This window comes from uncultured Flavobacterium sp. (assembly GCF_937967675.1).
GTDB lineage: Bacteria > Bacteroidota > Bacteroidia > Flavobacteriales > Flavobacteriaceae > Flavobacterium.
In genome coordinates, this window is sequence record NZ_CALBSN010000022.1 from 1 (window position 1) to 16,511 (window position 16,511).

Here is a 16,511-nt window from a genome sequence, read left to right on the forward strand (position 1 = left end):
TATGACGTAGTGTACGAACAAGAAAATTATCCTTTCATTCCACATAAATTATAAGGACTATGGCACAAATTATAACAATGCCCCGTTTGAGTGATACGATGACCGAAGGAGTTGTAGCAACTTGGTTAAAAAAAGTGGGTGATACAATCAAAACTGGTGATATTCTTGCCGAAATTGAAACGGATAAAGCTACAATGGAATTCGAATCTTTTCATGACGGTGTTTTATTACACATCGGGATTCAAGAAGGACAATCAGCACCAGTAGATTCTTTATTAGCAATTATTGGAGCAGCCGGTGAAGATATTGCTGCTTTATTAAGTGGTGGAACAGCGACTGAAACAAAAGAAGAAAAAGTAGTTGAAGAAGCAAAACCTACTTCAGCAGCAGTTGAAATTCCAGCTGGTGTAAAAGTAGTAACTATGCCTCGTTTGTCTGATACAATGACAACAGGAACAGTTGCAACTTGGTTGAAAAAAGTGGGAGATACTGTAAAAGAAGGCGATATTTTAGCTGAAATCGAAACGGATAAAGCTACGATGGAATTCGAATCTTTCAATGCAGGAACGTTATTATATATCGGAGTTCAAGAAGGTAATTCTGCTCCAGTAGATACAATTTTAGCTATTTTAGGTCCAGCAGGAACTGATGTTTCAGGTATTGCGGCTAACTACAAAGTTGGCGCTGTGGCTGAAGCTCCTAAAGTAGAAGAAGTAAAAGCAGTTGCTCAAGAAGTAGTAGTTGCAGAACAATCTACTTCAGGTAGAGTTTTCGCTTCTCCTTTAGCTAAAAAAATTGCTCAAGATAAAGGAATTAACTTATCTCAAGTAAAAGGTTCTGGTGAGAATGGAAGAATTGTAAAATCAGATGTTGAGAATTTCTCACCATCTGCTGTTGCAACTCCAGCACAAGCCGTTGCAGAAGCTACAAACGCAGTTGCAGCAGTTAAACCATTTGTTCCAGCAGGAGAAGTATTCCAAGAAGAAATCAAAAATTCGCAAATGCGTAAAACTATTGCGAGACGATTATCAGAATCTAAATTTACAGCACCGCATTACTATTTAACTATTGAGTTAGATATGGACAATGCAATTGCTTCAAGAAATATGATTAACGGATTACCAGATACGAAAGTTTCTTTCAACGATATGGTAATCAAAGCAAGTGCGATGGCATTGAAAAAGCATCCACAAGTAAATTCACAATGGAGAGAAGATGCGATGGTTATCAATCACCACGTGAATATTGGAGTAGCGGTAGCAGTTGAAGACGGTTTAATGGTTCCAGTATTGAAATTTACAGACCAAATGAGTTTAACTCAAATTGGTGCAAATGTGAAAGACTTAGCTGGAAAAGCAAAATCTAAAAAAATTCAACCAGCAGAAATGGAAGGAAGTACATTCACGATTTCTAACTTAGGAATGTTCGGAATTCAATCATTTACATCGATTATCAATCAACCAAATTCAGCTATTTTATCTGTTGGTGCTATTATTGAAAAACCAGTAGTTAAAAACGGTCAAATCGTAGTTGGAAACACAATGACAGTTACGTTAGCTTGTGATCACAGAACAGTGGACGGAGCAACTGGAGCTCAATTCTTACAGACGTTCAAAGCGTTTATGGAAAATCCAGTAACGATGTTAGCCTAATAAGTGTTAAAATTATCATACAAAATCCCGATTTACTCGGGATTTTTTTATTTTTACTTAAAACTATAAACTATGAAAAAAATCATATTCCTAATTTCTTTTCTTGGATTGTCATTGCATGCACAAAACAATGTTACTTCGAAAAACATTTTTAATTTCAATTACCAAGTTGCGGAAGAAAATGTAATTAAAACTTTATCATATCTAACTTCGGATGAACTGGAAGGAAGAGATTCAGGTAGTGAAGGAATTGAATTGGCAACTTTATATTTAGAAAATATTTTAAAAGAGAACGGAATTAAGCCTTATTTTAAAACGTATCGCGATACACTTTCTAATTTTGATAAAACTTCTTACAACGTAGTTGGTTATATCGAAGGGAACGATAAAGAGTTAAAAAATGAATTTGTTATTATTGGGGCGCATTATGATCATATTGGAAAAATTGCAGCTGTAAATGGCGATGATATTGGAAACGGAGCAAATGATAATGCAACTGGAACCACCGCAGTAACTGAAGTAGCAAAATATTTCGCAAAATTTAAAAACAACAAGCGAAGTGTACTTTTTGTATTCTTTTCTGCCGAGGAAAAAGGTCTTTTAGGGTCAAAGCATTTGGCTGCTAAATTGAAAGAACAAAAAATGGATTTGTATTTCATGTTCAATTTTGAAATGATTGGTGTTCCAATGAAAGACAAAGGAATGGATTTCTATTTAACTGGTTTTGGTAAATCTAATATGGCAACCACAATGAATGAATATGCTGGAGAAAAGTTAGTAGGATATTTGCCAATTGAAACCAAATACATGCTATTCAGAGCATCTGATAATTATCCGTTTTTCACTGAATTTAATGTCCCAGCACAAACTGTTTCGACTTTCGATTTTGAAAATTTCCAATTCTATCACCAACCAGATGATGAGTTTGAAATGATGGATACCAAACACATGACAAAAGTGATTTCGAAAACAATTCCAGTTTTAGAAAAAATGATCAATGCTCCAAAAAAAGAAATCAAATTAAATGAAAAGTAAAAATATCATCATAACAGGAACCTCTCGTGGAATAGGTTACGAATTAGCCTTGCAATTTGCAAATGCAGGACATCAAGTATTAGCTATTTCTAGAAAAACACCAAAAGAGTTAATCGAAAATCAAAACATAACTTGTTTGTCATTTGATATTTCAAATCCAGAAGAATTACTTCAGGTTGAAAATTTCATTAACAGAACTTGGAAAAAAGTAGATGTTTTAATTCATAACGCAGGAAGTTTATTGCATAAAACGTTCACGCAAATAACTTCAGAAGAATTCCAAAACATATATAAAGTCAATGTTTTTGCAGTTGCCGAATTAACAAAAATCTGTATTCCATTCATGGAAAAAGGGAGTCATGTGGTAACTATTAGTTCTATGGGAGGCATTCAAGGAAGCATGAAATTTGCTGGTTTAGCAGCTTATTCGTCAAGTAAAGGAGCTGTAATTACGTTATCTGAATTATTAGCGGAAGAATATAAAGAACAAGGGATTGCTTTCAATGTTTTAGCACTTGGAGCCGTAAATACCGAAATGTTACAAGAAGCTTTCCCAGGTTACGAAGCAACACTTTCAGCAAAAGAAATGGCGGATTATATCTTCAATTTTGCTTTAACTGGAAACAAATATTACAACGGAAAAGTATTGCAAGTTTCATCTTCAACGCCTTAAAATTGAGTGACGTATTAAAAAAATACTTACCTGAACACGCAGTTCATCCTTGTTTTGAGTTAATCAAAGCGAATCATGTGCATCTTAAAATCGTTAATGAACGTCAAACCCGTCATGGCGATTATCGAAAAGACGCACAAGGATATCATTTGATTACCGTAAATGCAAGTTTGAATAAATATAGATTCCTAATAACTCTAATTCATGAAATTGCGCATTTGGTAGCTTTCGAAAAATATGGTCGTAACATAAAACCGCATGGAGATGAATGGAAACTCACTTTTCAAAGAATGATGGTGCCGTTTATTCGTCCTGAAATATTTCCAAATCAATTGTTGCCATTACTTGCCAAACATTTTAGAAATCCGAAAGCAAGTAGCGATACTGATGCAAAATTAGCCATCGCTTTAAAACTATTTGACCAAAAAGAAACCGATAAAAATTATATCTTTGAAATTCCAATGGGAAGTCATTTTAGAATTCACAATGGAAAAATTTTCAAGAAAATAGCATTGCGAGTTAAGCGATACGAATGTTTAGAAATAAGTTCTGGACGCTTATATTTGTTTCAACCCAATGCCGAAGTAGAATTGTTGCCGAATAAGTTCTAGCAACAAAAAACATACAAAATGAACAAAAATTATTACGCAATCATAATGGCTGGAGGAGTTGGTTCTCGTTTTTGGCCAGTAAGTACAACCGAATTTCCTAAGCAATTTCACGATATGTTAGGAACAGGCGAAACATTGATTCAAAAAACATTCACACGTTTGTCTCAAATTATTCCAAAGGAGAATATTTTGATTCTTACGAACGAAGTTTACAATGACATCGTCTTGGAACAATTGCCAATGATTCAACAAGAGCAAATTGTTTTAGAACCAGCTATGCGTAATACAGCGCCTTGTATTTTATATGCTTCTTTAAAAATTAAAAAACAAAATCCAGATGCAGTTATGGTAGTGGCGCCTTCTGATCATTGGATTGAAGATGAGGTGCAGTTTTGTTCTAATCTTCAATATGCTTTTGATTTTTGCGAGCGCGATGAAAACTTAATGACCTTGGGTATTTTACCAACATTTGCCAATACAGGCTATGGCTATATCGAATTCGATAAATTAGATTCTCGTCCAATTAAAAAGGTGAAGCAGTTTAGAGAAAAACCAGATTATGCAACCGCAAGAAAGTTCATACAAAGTAGAAATTATCTTTGGAATGCTGGAATTTTTGTTTGGAGTGCTAAAACCGTTTTAAAAGCTTATGAAGAGTTTCAACCGGTGATGTATGATCATTTTATGAATGGTTATGAGGCTTTAAATACACCAAAAGAAGAAGCTTTTATAAGAGATAATTATCCTTTAGCTCAAAATATTTCGGTGGATTATGCTATTTTGGAAAAAGCCCAAAATGTTTATGTGTTACCAGCAACTTTCGACTGGAACGATTTAGGAACTTGGGGTTCGCTATATGATAAATTACCAAAAGACGAACAAGAAAATGCCGTAGTTAATGCTTCTGTTTATCTTGAAAACGCAACCAATAACATTATCAGAACCGAAGGAAAAAAACTTGTAGTTATTGATGGTTTAACCGATTATATCATCGTAGATAAAGATGATGTCTTATTGATTTACCCAAAAAATAAAGAACAAGATATTAAGCAAATAGTAGCTAAAATTAAATAGTACTATTTTACATCATCTTCTAAATACATTTTTCTAACACGTTTGAACAACTCAGAAGAATAAACAAAATCGGTAACAGCTTCGTTATCGGTTTTGAATATTTCTTTGTTGGAGCCTTCCCATTCTAATAAACCATTTTTTAAGAACACAATTTTTTCGCCAATTTCCATTACCGAGTTCATATCGTGTGTGTTAATTACTGTGGTAATGTTGTATTCTTGTGTGATTTCCTGAATCAAATTGTCAATTACAATCGCCGTTTTTGGGTCTAAGCCTGAATTTGGTTCATCACAAAATAGATATTTCGGATTATTTACAATAGCTCGAGCAATCGCCACACGCTTTTGCATTCCACCCGAAATTTCAGAAGGTCTTTTTTGGTGCGCATTCACTAAGTGAACCCTGTCAATTACAAAATCAACACGTTCTTTAATTTCCTTTGCAGATTTATTGGTAAACATTTTTAATGGAAACCCAACATTTTCTTCCACTGTCATGCTGTCAAAAAGTGCACTTCCTTGAAATACCATCCCAATTTCAGTTCTCAACTCACGTCTTTCGTCGTTTGAAAGTTCAGAATAAATTCTGCCGTCGAAAGAAATAGTGCCGCTATCTGGCGTATGAATTCCTAATAATGATTTTAAGAAAACAGTCTTTCCAGAACCACTTTGTCCAATAATTAGATTGGTCATTCCAGCTTCAAAACGAGTAGAAACACCTTTTAAAACGGTTTGTTCGCCAAACTTTTTTACGATATTTTTTACTTCAATCATTAGCTTAAAAGAAGTTGTGTTAATATAAAGTTCATTAAAATAATTACCACCGATGTCCAAACAAATGAAACGGTACTCGCTTTACCCACTTCTAAAGCGCCACCCTTCATGTAATAACCATGAAATGAAGGAATAGTTGCTAAAATAAAAGCAAATACAAAAGTTTTTATGAAAGCGTATGTTATGTGAAATGGAATAAATTCAGCTTGCAATCCAGTGGTGAATTCGAAACTTGTTGTGAAACCTCCATAAACAGCTGCCATCCAACCACCAAAAACACCTAAAAACATACTTAATCCAATCACAAAAGGATATAAAAATAACGCGATGATTTTAGGAAAAACTAAATAGTTTAAGGAATTTACTCCCATAACTTCTAGAGCATCTATTTGCTCCGTAACACGCATTGTACCTATACTAGAAGTGATAAATGAACCCATTTTTCCCGCCATAATGATAGAAATAAAAGTAGGAGCAAACTCTAAAATAACTGACTGACGCGTTGCAAATCCAATTAAAAATTTAGGAATTAACGGATTGGTTAAATTTAATGCGGTTTGAATAGCCACAACACCACCAACGAAAAATGATATAAAAGAAACAATTCCTAGCGAACCAATGATTAAATCATCAATTTCTTTTAAGATCAATTGTTTCATCGCCGACCATTTAGTAGGCTTGTTGAAAATTTCTTTCAACATGATGAAGTATTTTCCTATTTGCGATAAGTAGCGAATGAGCATCATTTTGATAGTGTTCAGTATTCGGTTTCTAGTGAGCAGTAAAAATACTATATTTTGTTTGAAAATGAGTTACCTTTTTAAAAATGCTTAAATTTTAACCACACCAATAAAAAAGTCTCACCTGTTTGTGATTTTTATTTTCTCTTTTTTCTTTACAGATTTTTTGTCCTCGTTTAAATTTAAGATTTTTTTCTTCAAATGGAAGTAGTCCAATTTCTAATCTTCGTTCATTTATAGCTTCAAATTTATTAGTATCTTCTGTTTGATGCCATTCATTATAGTATTCATCAATATTGCTAAATTTAGATTGAAAATCCATTATAGAAGCATAGATTTCAGGTTGTAAGTTTCCTTTAAATACTTCGTTTTTTAATAATTGATTATAACTTTTGTCTCTTGGATAGGAATAATAATGAAGTAAAATAAGTTTAGCTTTATTATTTCCAAAAGAATAGTCATAGTTTGGTTTGCTTGATAAACTTTTAATGCCTAAATAATTCAAATCGATATTTCTTTCTTCTGGGAATCCATGTTTTGTAATTAGTGAAATTAATTTTACATCAACAATATCTGAAATAATACTGTCATATTTCTTCCAATAAATATCCTTGTTTTTTGAATCATAAATACTCAACGAATCCAAGTAATAGATTTTCCACTTATTATCTAAATCGGATAATTTATTAATTGTATCCAATAATTTATAATTGATACTTTTTTTGTATTTTTTATTTGATATCTGAAATTGAGAATTGATGAATTTTTCGATTTTATTTTTCGAGATATAACTTCTAATTAAACTATCATTAGTTAAGTATTCGGGAAGTAAACCTCTTTCAAAGCCTTTTTTTACGGTTTTTTTGAAGAAAAGCATGTCATTTTCAATTACTGCTATCTGCATAGCTGTAAAACAGTTTTTTGCAATTGGTTTTACATTAATTGAAAAAGCTTTTTTGTAATATTGAAGCGCTTTTGAATAATTTTCTTTTAAAATGAAAGATTCGGCTTGACTTACATTTAGAGAATAATTTATGTGTGGATTTGATTTATTATCATTTATATCAAATGAAAATAAAGTTATTAGTGATAATAAAAAGATGTATTTCATATTAATAATTAAAATAACTTCTCTTTCATCTTCTTCCAACGATATTTTCTAACAAATCTTGCTTGTTCATGTGTGACCAACATGGTTTTGTTTTCTCTTTTGGCTTTCCAAAACCCTTTGATGTAATCTAAAAATAATAAAGGTCTTCCTTTTCGCATCGCTAATTTTAAAGATGCAACGGCTGTAATAAAAAATCCGTAACCTAAAGTGTAGAATGCTTCGCCTTGTTTAAATCTTGCAGCTTGGTTATAACTAGCGCCTGTTGGTTTTAGGTGTTTTACGTGTAAACTTTCATCAGTAATTACTTTCCAATTGTAAAATTTACAAAGCAACTCGTCAACAGTATCCCAACCCATTTGCGGTTTCAATCCGCCAATTTGTTTGAAAGTTTCTTTTCGATACGCCTTTAAAGCACCACGAATATGATCTTTATCGGTAAGATTTTCTAAAACCCAATTTCCATTTTTATCGATGTAACAAAATCCGCCCACCATTCCAATTGTCTCATCGGATTGAAAATGTTTTATAATCGTTTCGAAGTAGTTTTTTGGAAAAATTAAATCGGCATCTACCTTTACAATGATGTCATAATTGTCATCAATATTTTTTTCTCCTTCCTGAAATGCTTGAATCACTTTACTTCCAGGTAAATGAATGGCATCTGATTTTTTATTCACTAAAGTGATAAATGGATATTTGGAAGCAAATTCAGAAACAATTTCCGGAGTTTTATCGGTAGAATTATCATTCACCACTACAATTTTTGTTGGTAAAACGGTTTGTTCTACTAATGATTGTAGCGTTAAACTCATAAAAGCTTCTTCGTTGTAAGCAGGAATGATAATGTAGTATTTCATTTGGCTTGTCACTTTTTACTTATCACTTTTCACTCTTTCGGCATAAACCAAATAATATCTTGGTGTAAACCATCTCAATAAAGGTCTAAAACCTATTTTTTTTACTGGATGAGTGAATTTTACTCGGTCCACAATTTTAAAACCTGCTTTTTCAAGTAGCCAATCCAATTGCCAATCTTCAAATTCGTGATAATGTCTGTCCCACATATCAGTCTTGCTTCGATAAGCAGGAGAAAACCACAAACGCAAAGGAATCGAAATCAAAATTTTATCTGCTTTTACGTTTTGTAAAACGGTATAAGGATTAAGTAAGTGTTCGAAAATTTCAAAACCCGTAAACACATCGTAGTTTTCAGTTTGAAGCGCCGATTGGTCGTTGTCAATGTCTTCACCTTTTGTATTGATAACAGTATAACCATTATCCACCATGATTTTTGAAAAAGGATTTGGAACACCTAAGTCAAAAATGGTTTCAGAAGTTTTGATGTGTTTTTTTAGAAAATCTAAAGTGATGTTGAATCGTTTGCTCGGATATGTTTTTTCGTACATTATAAAATTTGTTTAGCTTCGCTCAGTTCGGCATTGCCTTGAGTCAAGTTTAAAGTTTCAAGTTGAAAGCAGTTCGTAAAATTAACAATTTAACTTGAAACCTGAAACCTCAAACTTGAAACAAAAAAGATTACATTTGATAGACAATCGCATTAATATTCATACCAGAACCAACGGATGCAAATATGATGACATCACCTTTCTTAAGTTCCTGATTTTCTAATTTGCCTTTCATCATTAAATCGAAAAGTGTAGGCACGGTTGCAACACTAGAATTTCCTAATTTATGAATACTCATTGGCATAATGCCTTCTGGTGGTGATTGCTTATATTGTTTGAAGAAGCGATGAATAATTGCTTCATCCATTTTTTCGTTAGCCTGATGAATCAGTACTTTTTTGACTTTCTCTATTGGGATGCCACTTTTTTCTAAACAGGTAGCCATTGCTTTCGGAACGTTACTCAGAGCAAATTCGTAGATTTTTCTTCCATGCATTTTGATATAGCGAACATCTGGGTCATGGTCTTTATTGAAAGAATTTCCAAAAAACAAATAATAGGCTTCGTCATAAGTAAATGTAGTTGTTTCATGTGCTAGAATTCCGCCTTCATCATCGGTTGCTTCTATAATTGTAGCGCCAGCACCATCCGAATAAATCATGGAATCTCTGTCATGTAAGTCTACCACCCTTGATAAAGTTTCGGCACCGATTACTAAACATTTTTTAGCCATTCCCGCTTTGATAAAGGCATAAGCTTGTATAACACCTTCTACCCAACCAGGGCAACCGAAAAGAATATCGTATGCAACGCATTTCGGATTTTTAATTTTTAATCCATGCTTTACTCTGGTGGCTAAACTTGGTAAAATATCGGATTGAATTGCTCCTTTTTTTACATCGCCAAAATTGTGAGCCATGATGATATAATCAATAGTTTCTCTGTCAATTTTAGCATCATCAATAGCTTTTTCAGCAGCAATTAATGCAATATCAGATGTGCATAAATTATCCGTTACATAACGTCGTTCTTTAATTCCCGTAATTTCTAAAAATTTTTCAGCAACGACATCATTTGGGTGAGGAAAAGGAGTTCCGTCATCATTTAAAAAAGTGTGTTGGGCAAAATCGATGTTGGAAACTACTTCGGTAGGAATATAGCTTCCTGAACCTGTTATTTTGATATTCATTCTATTGTTTTTTGGTTACTCGAATTTACAAAATATTGTTGTTAATGATTTGGTAACCTATTGGTTTTTACCATTTTTATGAATATCGTAGTAAAATTGGTTTAAAAAAGCGAAATTCTAAAATTAACGCCTTTTAATTGAATTTTATCTGCATTATAGTCGCCATACTCAACGCTTGTGTTTTCATTTGTTCGGCATATTTTCCTGCGAAATGCTCATCAATTGTTGAATTAAAATGCGTTAGCCAAGTATTAAAGTGTTCTTTAGTAAAAGCATGTTTGTCATGAACGTCTTTATGAATCGAAAACATGTTATTGAAATAACCGCCTTTTAAAAATAAAGATTGTTCCCAAAAAGTTGCTAAAATATCAAAATGCGCATCCAAATGTTGGTCGACTGAGGTGACTTTGGTAAAGAAAAAATTAATCGAATCATCTGCTAAAAGTTTATCGTAAAACTTACGCATGATGAGTAAAATATCTTCTCTGTTCTGAATATCATCCATCTTATAAATTATTAAAAAGGCTCAAATTAAAAACTTGAGCCTTTTTGGTTTATTACTTTGTACTTTTAATTACATATATGCTTCAATTGGAGCACAAGAACAAACTAAATTTCTATCTCCATATGCTTCATCAATACGACGAACCGTTGGCCAAAATTTATTCTCTGCAATATAATCTAAAGCATATGCTGCTTGTTCTCTTGTATAAGGGAAGTTCCAATCGTTTGCTGTTACCATAGCTAAAGTATGTGGTGCATTTCTTAAAATGTTGTTTACATCATCTTTAGTTGAAGCTTCAATTTCTTTACGAATTGAAATCAGTGCATCACAAAAACGATCTAATTCAGCTAAATCTTCTGATTCTGTTGGTTCCACCATTAAAGTTCCAGCTACTGGGAAAGAAACCGTTGGAGCGTGGAAACCATAATCCATTAAACGTTTTGCAATATCCGTTACTTTGATTCCTTTTTCTTCGAAAGCTCTACAATCTAAAATCATTTCGTGAGCCGCTCTTCCCATTTCTCCTGAATATAAGATTGGATAATGCCCTTCGAAACGTGCTTTCATGTAGTTAGCATTTAAGATGGCATATTTAGTAGCGTTTGTTAATCCTTCAGCACCCATCATTACAATGTAACCGTAAGAAATCAAACAAACTAAAGCTGAACCATAAGGAGCTGATGAAATAGCAGTGATAGCTTGACTTCCTCCTGTTGGAATAATTGGATTTGTTGGTAAGAATGGAACTAATTTTTCGTTCACACAAATTGGTCCAACACCAGGTCCGCCACCACCATGAGGAATAGCAAAAGTTTTGTGTAAGTTTAAGTGACAAACATCAGCACCAATTGTAGCAGGATTTGTCAACCCCACTTGTGCATTCATGTTAGCACCATCCATATAAACTAAACCACCATTTTCGTGAATGATATTAGTGATTTCAATAATAGCACTTTCAAAAACTCCATGAGTTGATGGATATGTTACCATTAAAGCAGATAAGTTATCTTTATGTTGGATTGCTTTTGCTCTTAAATCTTCTACATCGATATTTCCATTTTCCATGGTTTTCGTAACGATGATTTCCATTCCTGCCATAGCTGCAGAAGCTGGATTGGTTCCGTGAGCAGAAGCCGGAATCAAACATACATTTCTGTGGTTGTCGCCTCTTGATAAATGATAAGCTCGAATCGCCATCAAACCAGCGTATTCTCCTTGAGCACCTGAATTAGGTTGTAATGTAGTTCCTTGGAATCCAGTAATTACATTTAATTGATGCTCTAATTTTTTCAACATGATTTGGTAACCTTCCGCTTGTTCAACTGGAGCAAAAGGGTGAATGTTGTTCCAATTAGCCATTGATAATGGCAACATTTCAGCTGCAGCATTTAATTTCATTGTACAAGAACCTAATGAAATCATTGAGTGGTTCAACGATAAATCTTTACGCTCTAATTTTTTGATATAACGCATCAATTGCGATTCTGAATGATGGTTGTTGAAAACATCGTATTGTAAGAAAGTTGATTTTCTCACTAAGTTTTCAGGAACCATTGACTCATTTGCTAATTGATTTACAGTAAATGCATCTTTTCCAGTAGCTTCAGCGAAAATGGCAATAATTTGATTGATATCGTTTACAGAAGTCGTTTCGTTAAATGAAATCGAAATCGTTTCAGCATCTGGATAGAAGAAGTTTACTTCGTGTTTTTCAGCAATTGCTTTTACTTTAGCAGCATCGGCTTTTACTAAAATCGTATCGAAGAAAGCAGAGTTTGTTTGGTAAACACCTAATTTGTTTAAAGCGTCAGCAGTTGTAACCGCAGAAGCATGTACTTTATCAGCAATATATTGTAAACCTTTTGGTCCGTGATACACAGCGTACATTCCAGCCATAACCGCTAATAAAACTTGAGCAGTACAGATGTTTGAAGTTGCTTTTTCACGTTTGATATGTTGCTCACGAGTTCCTAAAGCCATACGTAATGCGCGATTTCCGTTTGCATCGATAGAAACACCAATGATTCTTCCTGGCATCGAACGTTTGTATTCTTCTTTTGTTGCGAAATAACCAGCGTGTGGTCCACCATAACCCATTGGAATACCAAAACGTTGTGTAGTTCCTACAACAACTGCAGCGCCCATTTCACCTGGAGAAGTTAATTTAGCTAACGATAAAATATCAGCAGCAACTGCTACTTTAATTTCGTTTTCAGCCGCTTTTGCAATAAATTCAGCATAGTCATAAACTTGACCGTATTTTCCTGGATATTGTAAAATAGCACCAAAGAAATCAGTTGAGAAATCAAATGTTTCGTGATTTCCAACTACTAATTCAATGTTTAGTGGAGTTGAACGCGTTTGTAAAACTGATAAAGTTTGTGGTAAAATTTCTTCCGATACGAAGAATTTCTTCACATTATTTTTCTTTTGATCGCGTGTTCTTACATCAAAAAGTAATGCCATTGCTTCTGCAGCAGCAGTTCCTTCGTCAAGTAACGAAGCATTTGCGATTTCCATTCCTGTTAATTCGATAACTGTAGTTTGGAAATTTAAAATTGCTTCTAAACGACCTTGTGCAATTTCTGCTTGATAAGGTGTGTAAGCTGTGTACCATCCTGGGTTTTCAAAAATATTTCTTTGAATAACCGCCGGGACGATAGCTGGGTGATATCCTAAACCAATGTATGATTTGAATACTTTATTTTTCTTTCCTAATTCTTGAATGTGAGTTAAATACTCATACTCAGTCATCGGAGCGTCTAAATTTAAGTCGTTTTTTAAACGAATATCATCTGGAATTGTTTCGAAAATTAATTGGTCTAAAGATTCTACACCAACCGTTTTAAACATGTGATTTAAGTCACTTTCACGTGGCCCTAAATGTCTCAAAGCGAATGCATCTGTTCTCATTTATTAAAAATGTGTATGTGTGTTATTATGTGTTGTTTTGGACAACAAAAGTAATTATTAATCTTGTAATAATTTGTTTTTAAAATGTGAAATTTTGTGATTTTATCAACTAAAATAGCGTCTTATTAACAGATTGATTAATTTTGTTGAATGGTGGTTTTTAAGAAAATTCTCGATTTTTATATCAATAGTAGTTTGCATGTAGCATTATCAGCTTTTGCTTTAGTGTCGATGACGCAATATTTCTTCGGTATTGACGGAGATTTTTCGCTAGCTTTATTCGCTTTTTTTGGGACAGTAGTGGGTTATAATTTTGTGAAGTATGATGCCATAGTAAGGTTAAACAGAACCGAAATCAAAAAAGAACTCAAAGCTATCGTTTTTTTGAGTTTTATTTCGTTGTTGGCTTGTTTTTATTTTTTCTTGCAATTGAGTTGGGCAACAAAACTAAGTGCTTTTGCTTTTTTTGGACTGACTCTTTTATACACATTACCTTTTTTTCCAAACAAACAAAACGCTCGAAATTGGAAAGGCATAAAAATCTACATCGTTGGAATTACTTGGGTTGGAGTAACTGTGATTTTGCCTTTGGTAGAAGCTGGAATTCCTTTTTCTATGGATGTTCTTTTAATGGTGATGCAACGTTTTTTATTAGTTTTCTCAATAGTTTTGGTGTTTGATATTGTAGATGTAAAACATGACGATATTTATTTACAAACCGTTCCCCAAAAAATAGGAGTGGAGCTGACGAAAAGACTAGGTTATCTCCTGTTGTTTTTACTCTTGATTTTAGAATTTTTCTATACCAATAATCATCACTTTTTACCATTCTTTTTCAAACTTTTGGTTTGCGGAACGATTGCTATTTTTCTCTTTTTTGCGAATGAAAACCGTTCGAGATATTATGCTTCATTTTGGTTAGAAAGCGTTCCGATTTTGTGGTGGTTGGTATTAATCCTGACAGGTTTCAAAAACCTGTCAGGATTGTGAATTTACCCATTAATCACAATTCGTTGTTCTACTTGTGTTTGACTTGCTTTTCGTTTTCCTCTAAAGAAGAAATATAAGTTTAAGAACAGCATTAATCCCAAATAAATTGAAAATCCGCCAATTTTATAGCTTAGTTTTTCAATTAGGACTTGATAACTATTGTCATACATGTTCATTTCTAAAATCATAAGTGCAAAACCTAAATTCAGTAAATAAAATCCAGTTTCGAATAGTTTGTTGGTGGCGTTGGCGATTTCTTCTCGACCTTTAAAAATATCCAACATGTAAATTTTACTGTTTTTAAAAAGTGTTTTTGAAACATAGTAGGTTAAAAATAAAGCAATTGGAAGATAAATTGCATAACCGATTAAAATTTTTGTAGTTTCCATAATACGAGTGTTTAAATTAATTTTTTGATGTATTTCGTTAATAAAATAATGTTGATGTAATGCATCACGGCAATCGCAATAATAATGAAAGCCGATTTTGAGGTAATCACTTCAATGAGTTGCGTGATACTTTCAATTTGTTCCCAAGAAATTATCGTCATCGCACAATAACCAATATTTAAGAGATAATAACCCACCAAAAGCACTTGATTGATTTTATGACACAAGTCTTCGTGATTGGGAATTAGTTGTGAAACGAAAATGTTTCCGTTGTTGTAGCAAATTTTTCCAACCTTCACAATGATTATACCTGTGATGCTGAAATAAATTAGATAGGCGATGATGTTGAGGTTCATGGTTTTTCTTTTTGAGAATAAATTATTGTAGAAACATAAATGCAAAGTGCCAATGGTGTAAAAAGCAATATCCAAGTCAGCTCATCGATATAGTTTACATTCACGTTGTAATACCATAAACTGAAAAAAGTCAATACTAATAGGAAATATATTTTTATATAAATATTTTCTTTATGGTTTTTCCAGAAAAAGATTCCAACAATAATTTGTAGTAAACCTGTTAACATAGTTGAATAAGCTGCAAAATATAAACTGATTGGCTCTACAATTCCCAAAACTCCAAGGAATAATGGAATTATGATTGCAATTGAATTTGTTAATTTTAAATTTTCCATATTGTCTATTGTTTTAAACTTTCAGAAATAATTGAAAGTTTTTATTAAATTTTTTTACTTCATGATTTTAACAACCAATTTTGCCAACCAATTGTCTTTGTATTCTGTGATTTTATCCAAAACGTTATCCGCTTTTAATACGAAGTCGTACAATTTTGTGGTTTGATCTACGAAATGTCTTTCTGCTTCTGTGCCGTCAGATTTGATTGTAGAAACTTCTTTTAAAACTTTCAAAGCAGGTTTGATTTCGCGTTTGCTTCGTTCTCTTGAAATTTTTACGGCTAATTCGTCTAAATCTTTTTCGGCAGTGAAAAATTCTCGTCTTTCGCCAGCTTTGTATTCTTTGTAAACAATGCCCCAATCCATTAAAGCTCTTAAATTCATCGAAGCATTACCGCGCGAAATTTGTAATTCTTCCATAATGTCTTCCATAGAAACAGGTTCGTGCGAAACCATCAACAACGCATGAATCTGTGCCATGGTTTTGTTAATGCCCCATTGAGAACCTAAGGCGCCCCAAGTTTGTACGAATTTATTTTTTGCTTCTTTGAATTCCATGAGATAAATGTACAACAAAGTTTTTAAAGTTTCAAAAAAAAATGAAAGTTTATTTTTAAAAGAAACCGAAGTGATTAGTTTCGGTTTCTAAATATTTAAAATTCTAATAATCTAAATCAACCCAGCTCTTTTCAATAACGCCTCTACTTTCGGTTCCTGACCTCTGAATTTTTTATACAATTCCATTGGTAATTCGGTGCC

Annotated in this window: 18 protein-coding genes; 6 read left to right on the plus strand and 12 right to left on the minus strand. The window is 33.1% G+C overall.

All coding sequences use genetic code 11. The features are described 5' to 3' along the window. The first annotated feature begins 59 nt into the window (after positions 1–59). The 5 genes from Q0075_RS01305 to Q0075_RS01325 all read left to right on the plus strand — a co-directional run bounded on the left by Q0075_RS01305 (position 60) and on the right by Q0075_RS01325 (position 5,045). Positions 60–1,652, plus strand: coding sequence for a 2-oxo acid dehydrogenase subunit E2 (locus Q0075_RS01305; protein ID WP_297867940.1), 1,593 nt, complete (start codon positions 60–62; stop codon positions 1,650–1,652). 72 nt (positions 1,653–1,724) lie between these two features. Next, positions 1,725–2,687, plus strand: a complete 963-nt coding sequence (locus tag Q0075_RS01310) for a M20/M25/M40 family metallo-hydrolase (protein WP_297867941.1) — start codon at positions 1,725–1,727, stop codon at positions 2,685–2,687. Beyond that, positions 2,677–3,360 (plus strand): SDR family NAD(P)-dependent oxidoreductase, encoded by a 684-nt coding sequence (locus Q0075_RS01315; protein WP_297867942.1) that lies wholly within the window; start codon positions 2,677–2,679, stop codon positions 3,358–3,360. The genes Q0075_RS01310 and Q0075_RS01315 overlap by 11 nt, the downstream gene beginning before the upstream one ends. Positions 3,361–3,362: 2 nt before the next feature. Beyond that, on the plus strand, positions 3,363–3,971 hold the full coding sequence (locus tag Q0075_RS01320) for a SprT-like domain-containing protein (RefSeq protein ID WP_297867943.1): 609 nt from the start codon (positions 3,363–3,365) through the stop codon (positions 3,969–3,971). 18 nt (positions 3,972–3,989) lie between these two features. Continuing rightward, complete coding sequence (locus Q0075_RS01325; protein WP_297867944.1) at positions 3,990–5,045, plus strand: mannose-1-phosphate guanylyltransferase; 1,056 nt, start codon at positions 3,990–3,992, stop codon at positions 5,043–5,045. Positions 5,046–5,047: 2 nt separating this feature from the next. Here Q0075_RS01325 and Q0075_RS01330 read toward each other — a convergent pair whose 3' ends face one another. The 8 genes from Q0075_RS01330 to gcvP all read right to left on the minus strand — a co-directional run bounded on the left by Q0075_RS01330 (position 5,048) and on the right by gcvP (position 13,682). Beyond that, positions 5,048–5,818 carry an ATP-binding cassette domain-containing protein gene (locus Q0075_RS01330; protein WP_026725688.1) on the minus strand — a complete coding sequence of 257 codons (771 nt, stop codon included), beginning with the start codon at positions 5,816–5,818 and terminating at the stop codon, positions 5,048–5,050. After that, the gene (locus Q0075_RS01335; RefSeq protein ID WP_297867952.1) at positions 5,818–6,561 is read right to left on the minus strand and encodes an ABC transporter permease; all 744 of its coding nucleotides are present in this window, start codon (positions 6,559–6,561) and stop codon (positions 5,818–5,820) included. The genes Q0075_RS01330 and Q0075_RS01335 overlap by 1 nt, the downstream gene beginning before the upstream one ends. Before the next feature lie 94 nt (positions 6,562–6,655). Beyond that, the gene (locus Q0075_RS01340; RefSeq protein ID WP_297867945.1) at positions 6,656–7,669 is read right to left on the minus strand and encodes a hypothetical protein; all 1,014 of its coding nucleotides are present in this window, start codon (positions 7,667–7,669) and stop codon (positions 6,656–6,658) included. Between the two features lie 8 nt (positions 7,670–7,677). Next, positions 7,678–8,526, minus strand: coding sequence for a glycosyltransferase family A protein (locus Q0075_RS01345; RefSeq protein ID WP_297867946.1), 849 nt, complete (start codon positions 8,524–8,526; stop codon positions 7,678–7,680). Between the two features lie 15 nt (positions 8,527–8,541). Continuing rightward, the gene (locus tag Q0075_RS01350; RefSeq protein ID WP_291107239.1) at positions 8,542–9,075 is read right to left on the minus strand and encodes a methyltransferase; all 534 of its coding nucleotides are present in this window, start codon (positions 9,073–9,075) and stop codon (positions 8,542–8,544) included. Between the two features lie 130 nt (positions 9,076–9,205). Then, entirely contained in the window at positions 9,206–10,264 is a 1,059-nt protein-coding gene (locus Q0075_RS01355; protein WP_297867947.1) for a 3-oxoacyl-ACP synthase III family protein, read from the minus strand. Between the two features lie 133 nt (positions 10,265–10,397). After that, the gene (locus Q0075_RS01360; protein WP_291107245.1) at positions 10,398–10,769 is read right to left on the minus strand and encodes a group III truncated hemoglobin; all 372 of its coding nucleotides are present in this window, start codon (positions 10,767–10,769) and stop codon (positions 10,398–10,400) included. 69 nt (positions 10,770–10,838) lie between these two features. Continuing rightward, positions 10,839–13,682 carry an aminomethyl-transferring glycine dehydrogenase gene (gcvP, locus tag Q0075_RS01365; RefSeq protein ID WP_297867948.1) on the minus strand — a complete coding sequence of 948 codons (2,844 nt, stop codon included), beginning with the start codon at positions 13,680–13,682 and terminating at the stop codon, positions 10,839–10,841. A gap of 150 nt (positions 13,683–13,832) precedes the next feature. Here gcvP and Q0075_RS01370 point away from each other — a divergent pair, with 150 nt between their 5' ends. Further along, the gene (locus Q0075_RS01370) at positions 13,833–14,672 is read left to right on the plus strand and encodes a hypothetical protein (RefSeq protein WP_297867949.1); all 840 of its coding nucleotides are present in this window, start codon (positions 13,833–13,835) and stop codon (positions 14,670–14,672) included. A 2-nt stretch (positions 14,673–14,674) separates the two neighbouring features. Here the strand turns inward: Q0075_RS01370 and Q0075_RS01375 are convergent, their stop codons facing one another. The 4 genes from Q0075_RS01375 to Q0075_RS01390 are packed head-to-tail and all read right to left on the minus strand — an operon-like array spanning position 14,675 to position 16,310. Beyond that, entirely contained in the window at positions 14,675–15,061 is a 387-nt protein-coding gene (locus Q0075_RS01375; RefSeq protein ID WP_026725678.1) for a hypothetical protein, read from the minus strand. Between the two features lie 11 nt (positions 15,062–15,072). Beyond that, a complete protein-coding gene (locus tag Q0075_RS01380) occupies positions 15,073–15,417 on the minus strand; it encodes a hypothetical protein (RefSeq protein WP_297867950.1) in 345 nt (114 codons plus the stop codon). Then, entirely contained in the window at positions 15,414–15,752 is a 339-nt protein-coding gene (locus Q0075_RS01385) for a hypothetical protein (protein ID WP_297867951.1), read from the minus strand. The genes Q0075_RS01380 and Q0075_RS01385 overlap by 4 nt, the downstream gene beginning before the upstream one ends. 54 nt (positions 15,753–15,806) lie before the next feature. Then, positions 15,807–16,310: a MarR family transcriptional regulator gene (locus Q0075_RS01390; RefSeq protein WP_073583385.1), complete on the minus strand. Its 504-nt coding sequence runs from the start codon at positions 16,308–16,310 to the stop codon at positions 15,807–15,809. Positions 16,311–16,511 lie beyond the last annotated feature (201 nt).

What these genes read in the sequence shown, in the direction of transcription:
- Q0075_RS01305 (WP_297867940.1), top strand. Translation starts at nt 60, where the DNA reads ATGGCACAAATTATAACAATGCCCCGTTTGAGTGATACGATGACCGAA.
- Q0075_RS01310 (WP_297867941.1), top strand. Translation starts at nt 1,725, where the DNA reads ATGAAAAAAATCATATTCCTAATTTCTTTTCTTGGATTGTCATTGCAT.
- Q0075_RS01315 (WP_297867942.1), top strand. Translation starts at nt 2,677, where the DNA reads ATGAAAAGTAAAAATATCATCATAACAGGAACCTCTCGTGGAATAGGT.
- Q0075_RS01325 (WP_297867944.1), top strand. Translation starts at nt 3,990, where the DNA reads ATGAACAAAAATTATTACGCAATCATAATGGCTGGAGGAGTTGGTTCT.
- Q0075_RS01330 (WP_026725688.1), bottom strand. Translation starts at nt 5,818, where the DNA reads ATGATTGAAGTAAAAAATATCGTAAAAAAGTTTGGCGAACAAACCGTT.
- Q0075_RS01335 (WP_297867952.1), bottom strand. Translation starts at nt 6,561, where the DNA reads ATGCTCATTCGCTACTTATCGCAAATAGGAAAATACTTCATCATGTTG.
- Q0075_RS01340 (WP_297867945.1), bottom strand. Translation starts at nt 7,669, where the DNA reads ATGAAATACATCTTTTTATTATCACTAATAACTTTATTTTCATTTGAT.
- Q0075_RS01345 (WP_297867946.1), bottom strand. Translation starts at nt 8,526, where the DNA reads ATGAAATACTACATTATCATTCCTGCTTACAACGAAGAAGCTTTTATG.
- Q0075_RS01350 (WP_291107239.1), bottom strand. Translation starts at nt 9,075, where the DNA reads ATGTACGAAAAAACATATCCGAGCAAACGATTCAACATCACTTTAGAT.
- Q0075_RS01355 (WP_297867947.1), bottom strand. Translation starts at nt 10,264, where the DNA reads ATGAATATCAAAATAACAGGTTCAGGAAGCTATATTCCTACCGAAGTA.
- Q0075_RS01360 (WP_291107245.1), bottom strand. Translation starts at nt 10,769, where the DNA reads ATGGATGATATTCAGAACAGAGAAGATATTTTACTCATCATGCGTAAG.
- gcvP (WP_297867948.1), bottom strand. Translation starts at nt 13,682, where the DNA reads ATGAGAACAGATGCATTCGCTTTGAGACATTTAGGGCCACGTGAAAGT.
- Q0075_RS01370 (WP_297867949.1), top strand. Translation starts at nt 13,833, where the DNA reads ATGGTGGTTTTTAAGAAAATTCTCGATTTTTATATCAATAGTAGTTTG.
- Q0075_RS01375 (WP_026725678.1), bottom strand. Translation starts at nt 15,061, where the DNA reads ATGGAAACTACAAAAATTTTAATCGGTTATGCAATTTATCTTCCAATT.
- Q0075_RS01380 (WP_297867950.1), bottom strand. Translation starts at nt 15,417, where the DNA reads ATGAACCTCAACATCATCGCCTATCTAATTTATTTCAGCATCACAGGT.
- Q0075_RS01385 (WP_297867951.1), bottom strand. Translation starts at nt 15,752, where the DNA reads ATGGAAAATTTAAAATTAACAAATTCAATTGCAATCATAATTCCATTA.
- Q0075_RS01390 (WP_073583385.1), bottom strand. Translation starts at nt 16,310, where the DNA reads ATGGAATTCAAAGAAGCAAAAAATAAATTCGTACAAACTTGGGGCGCC.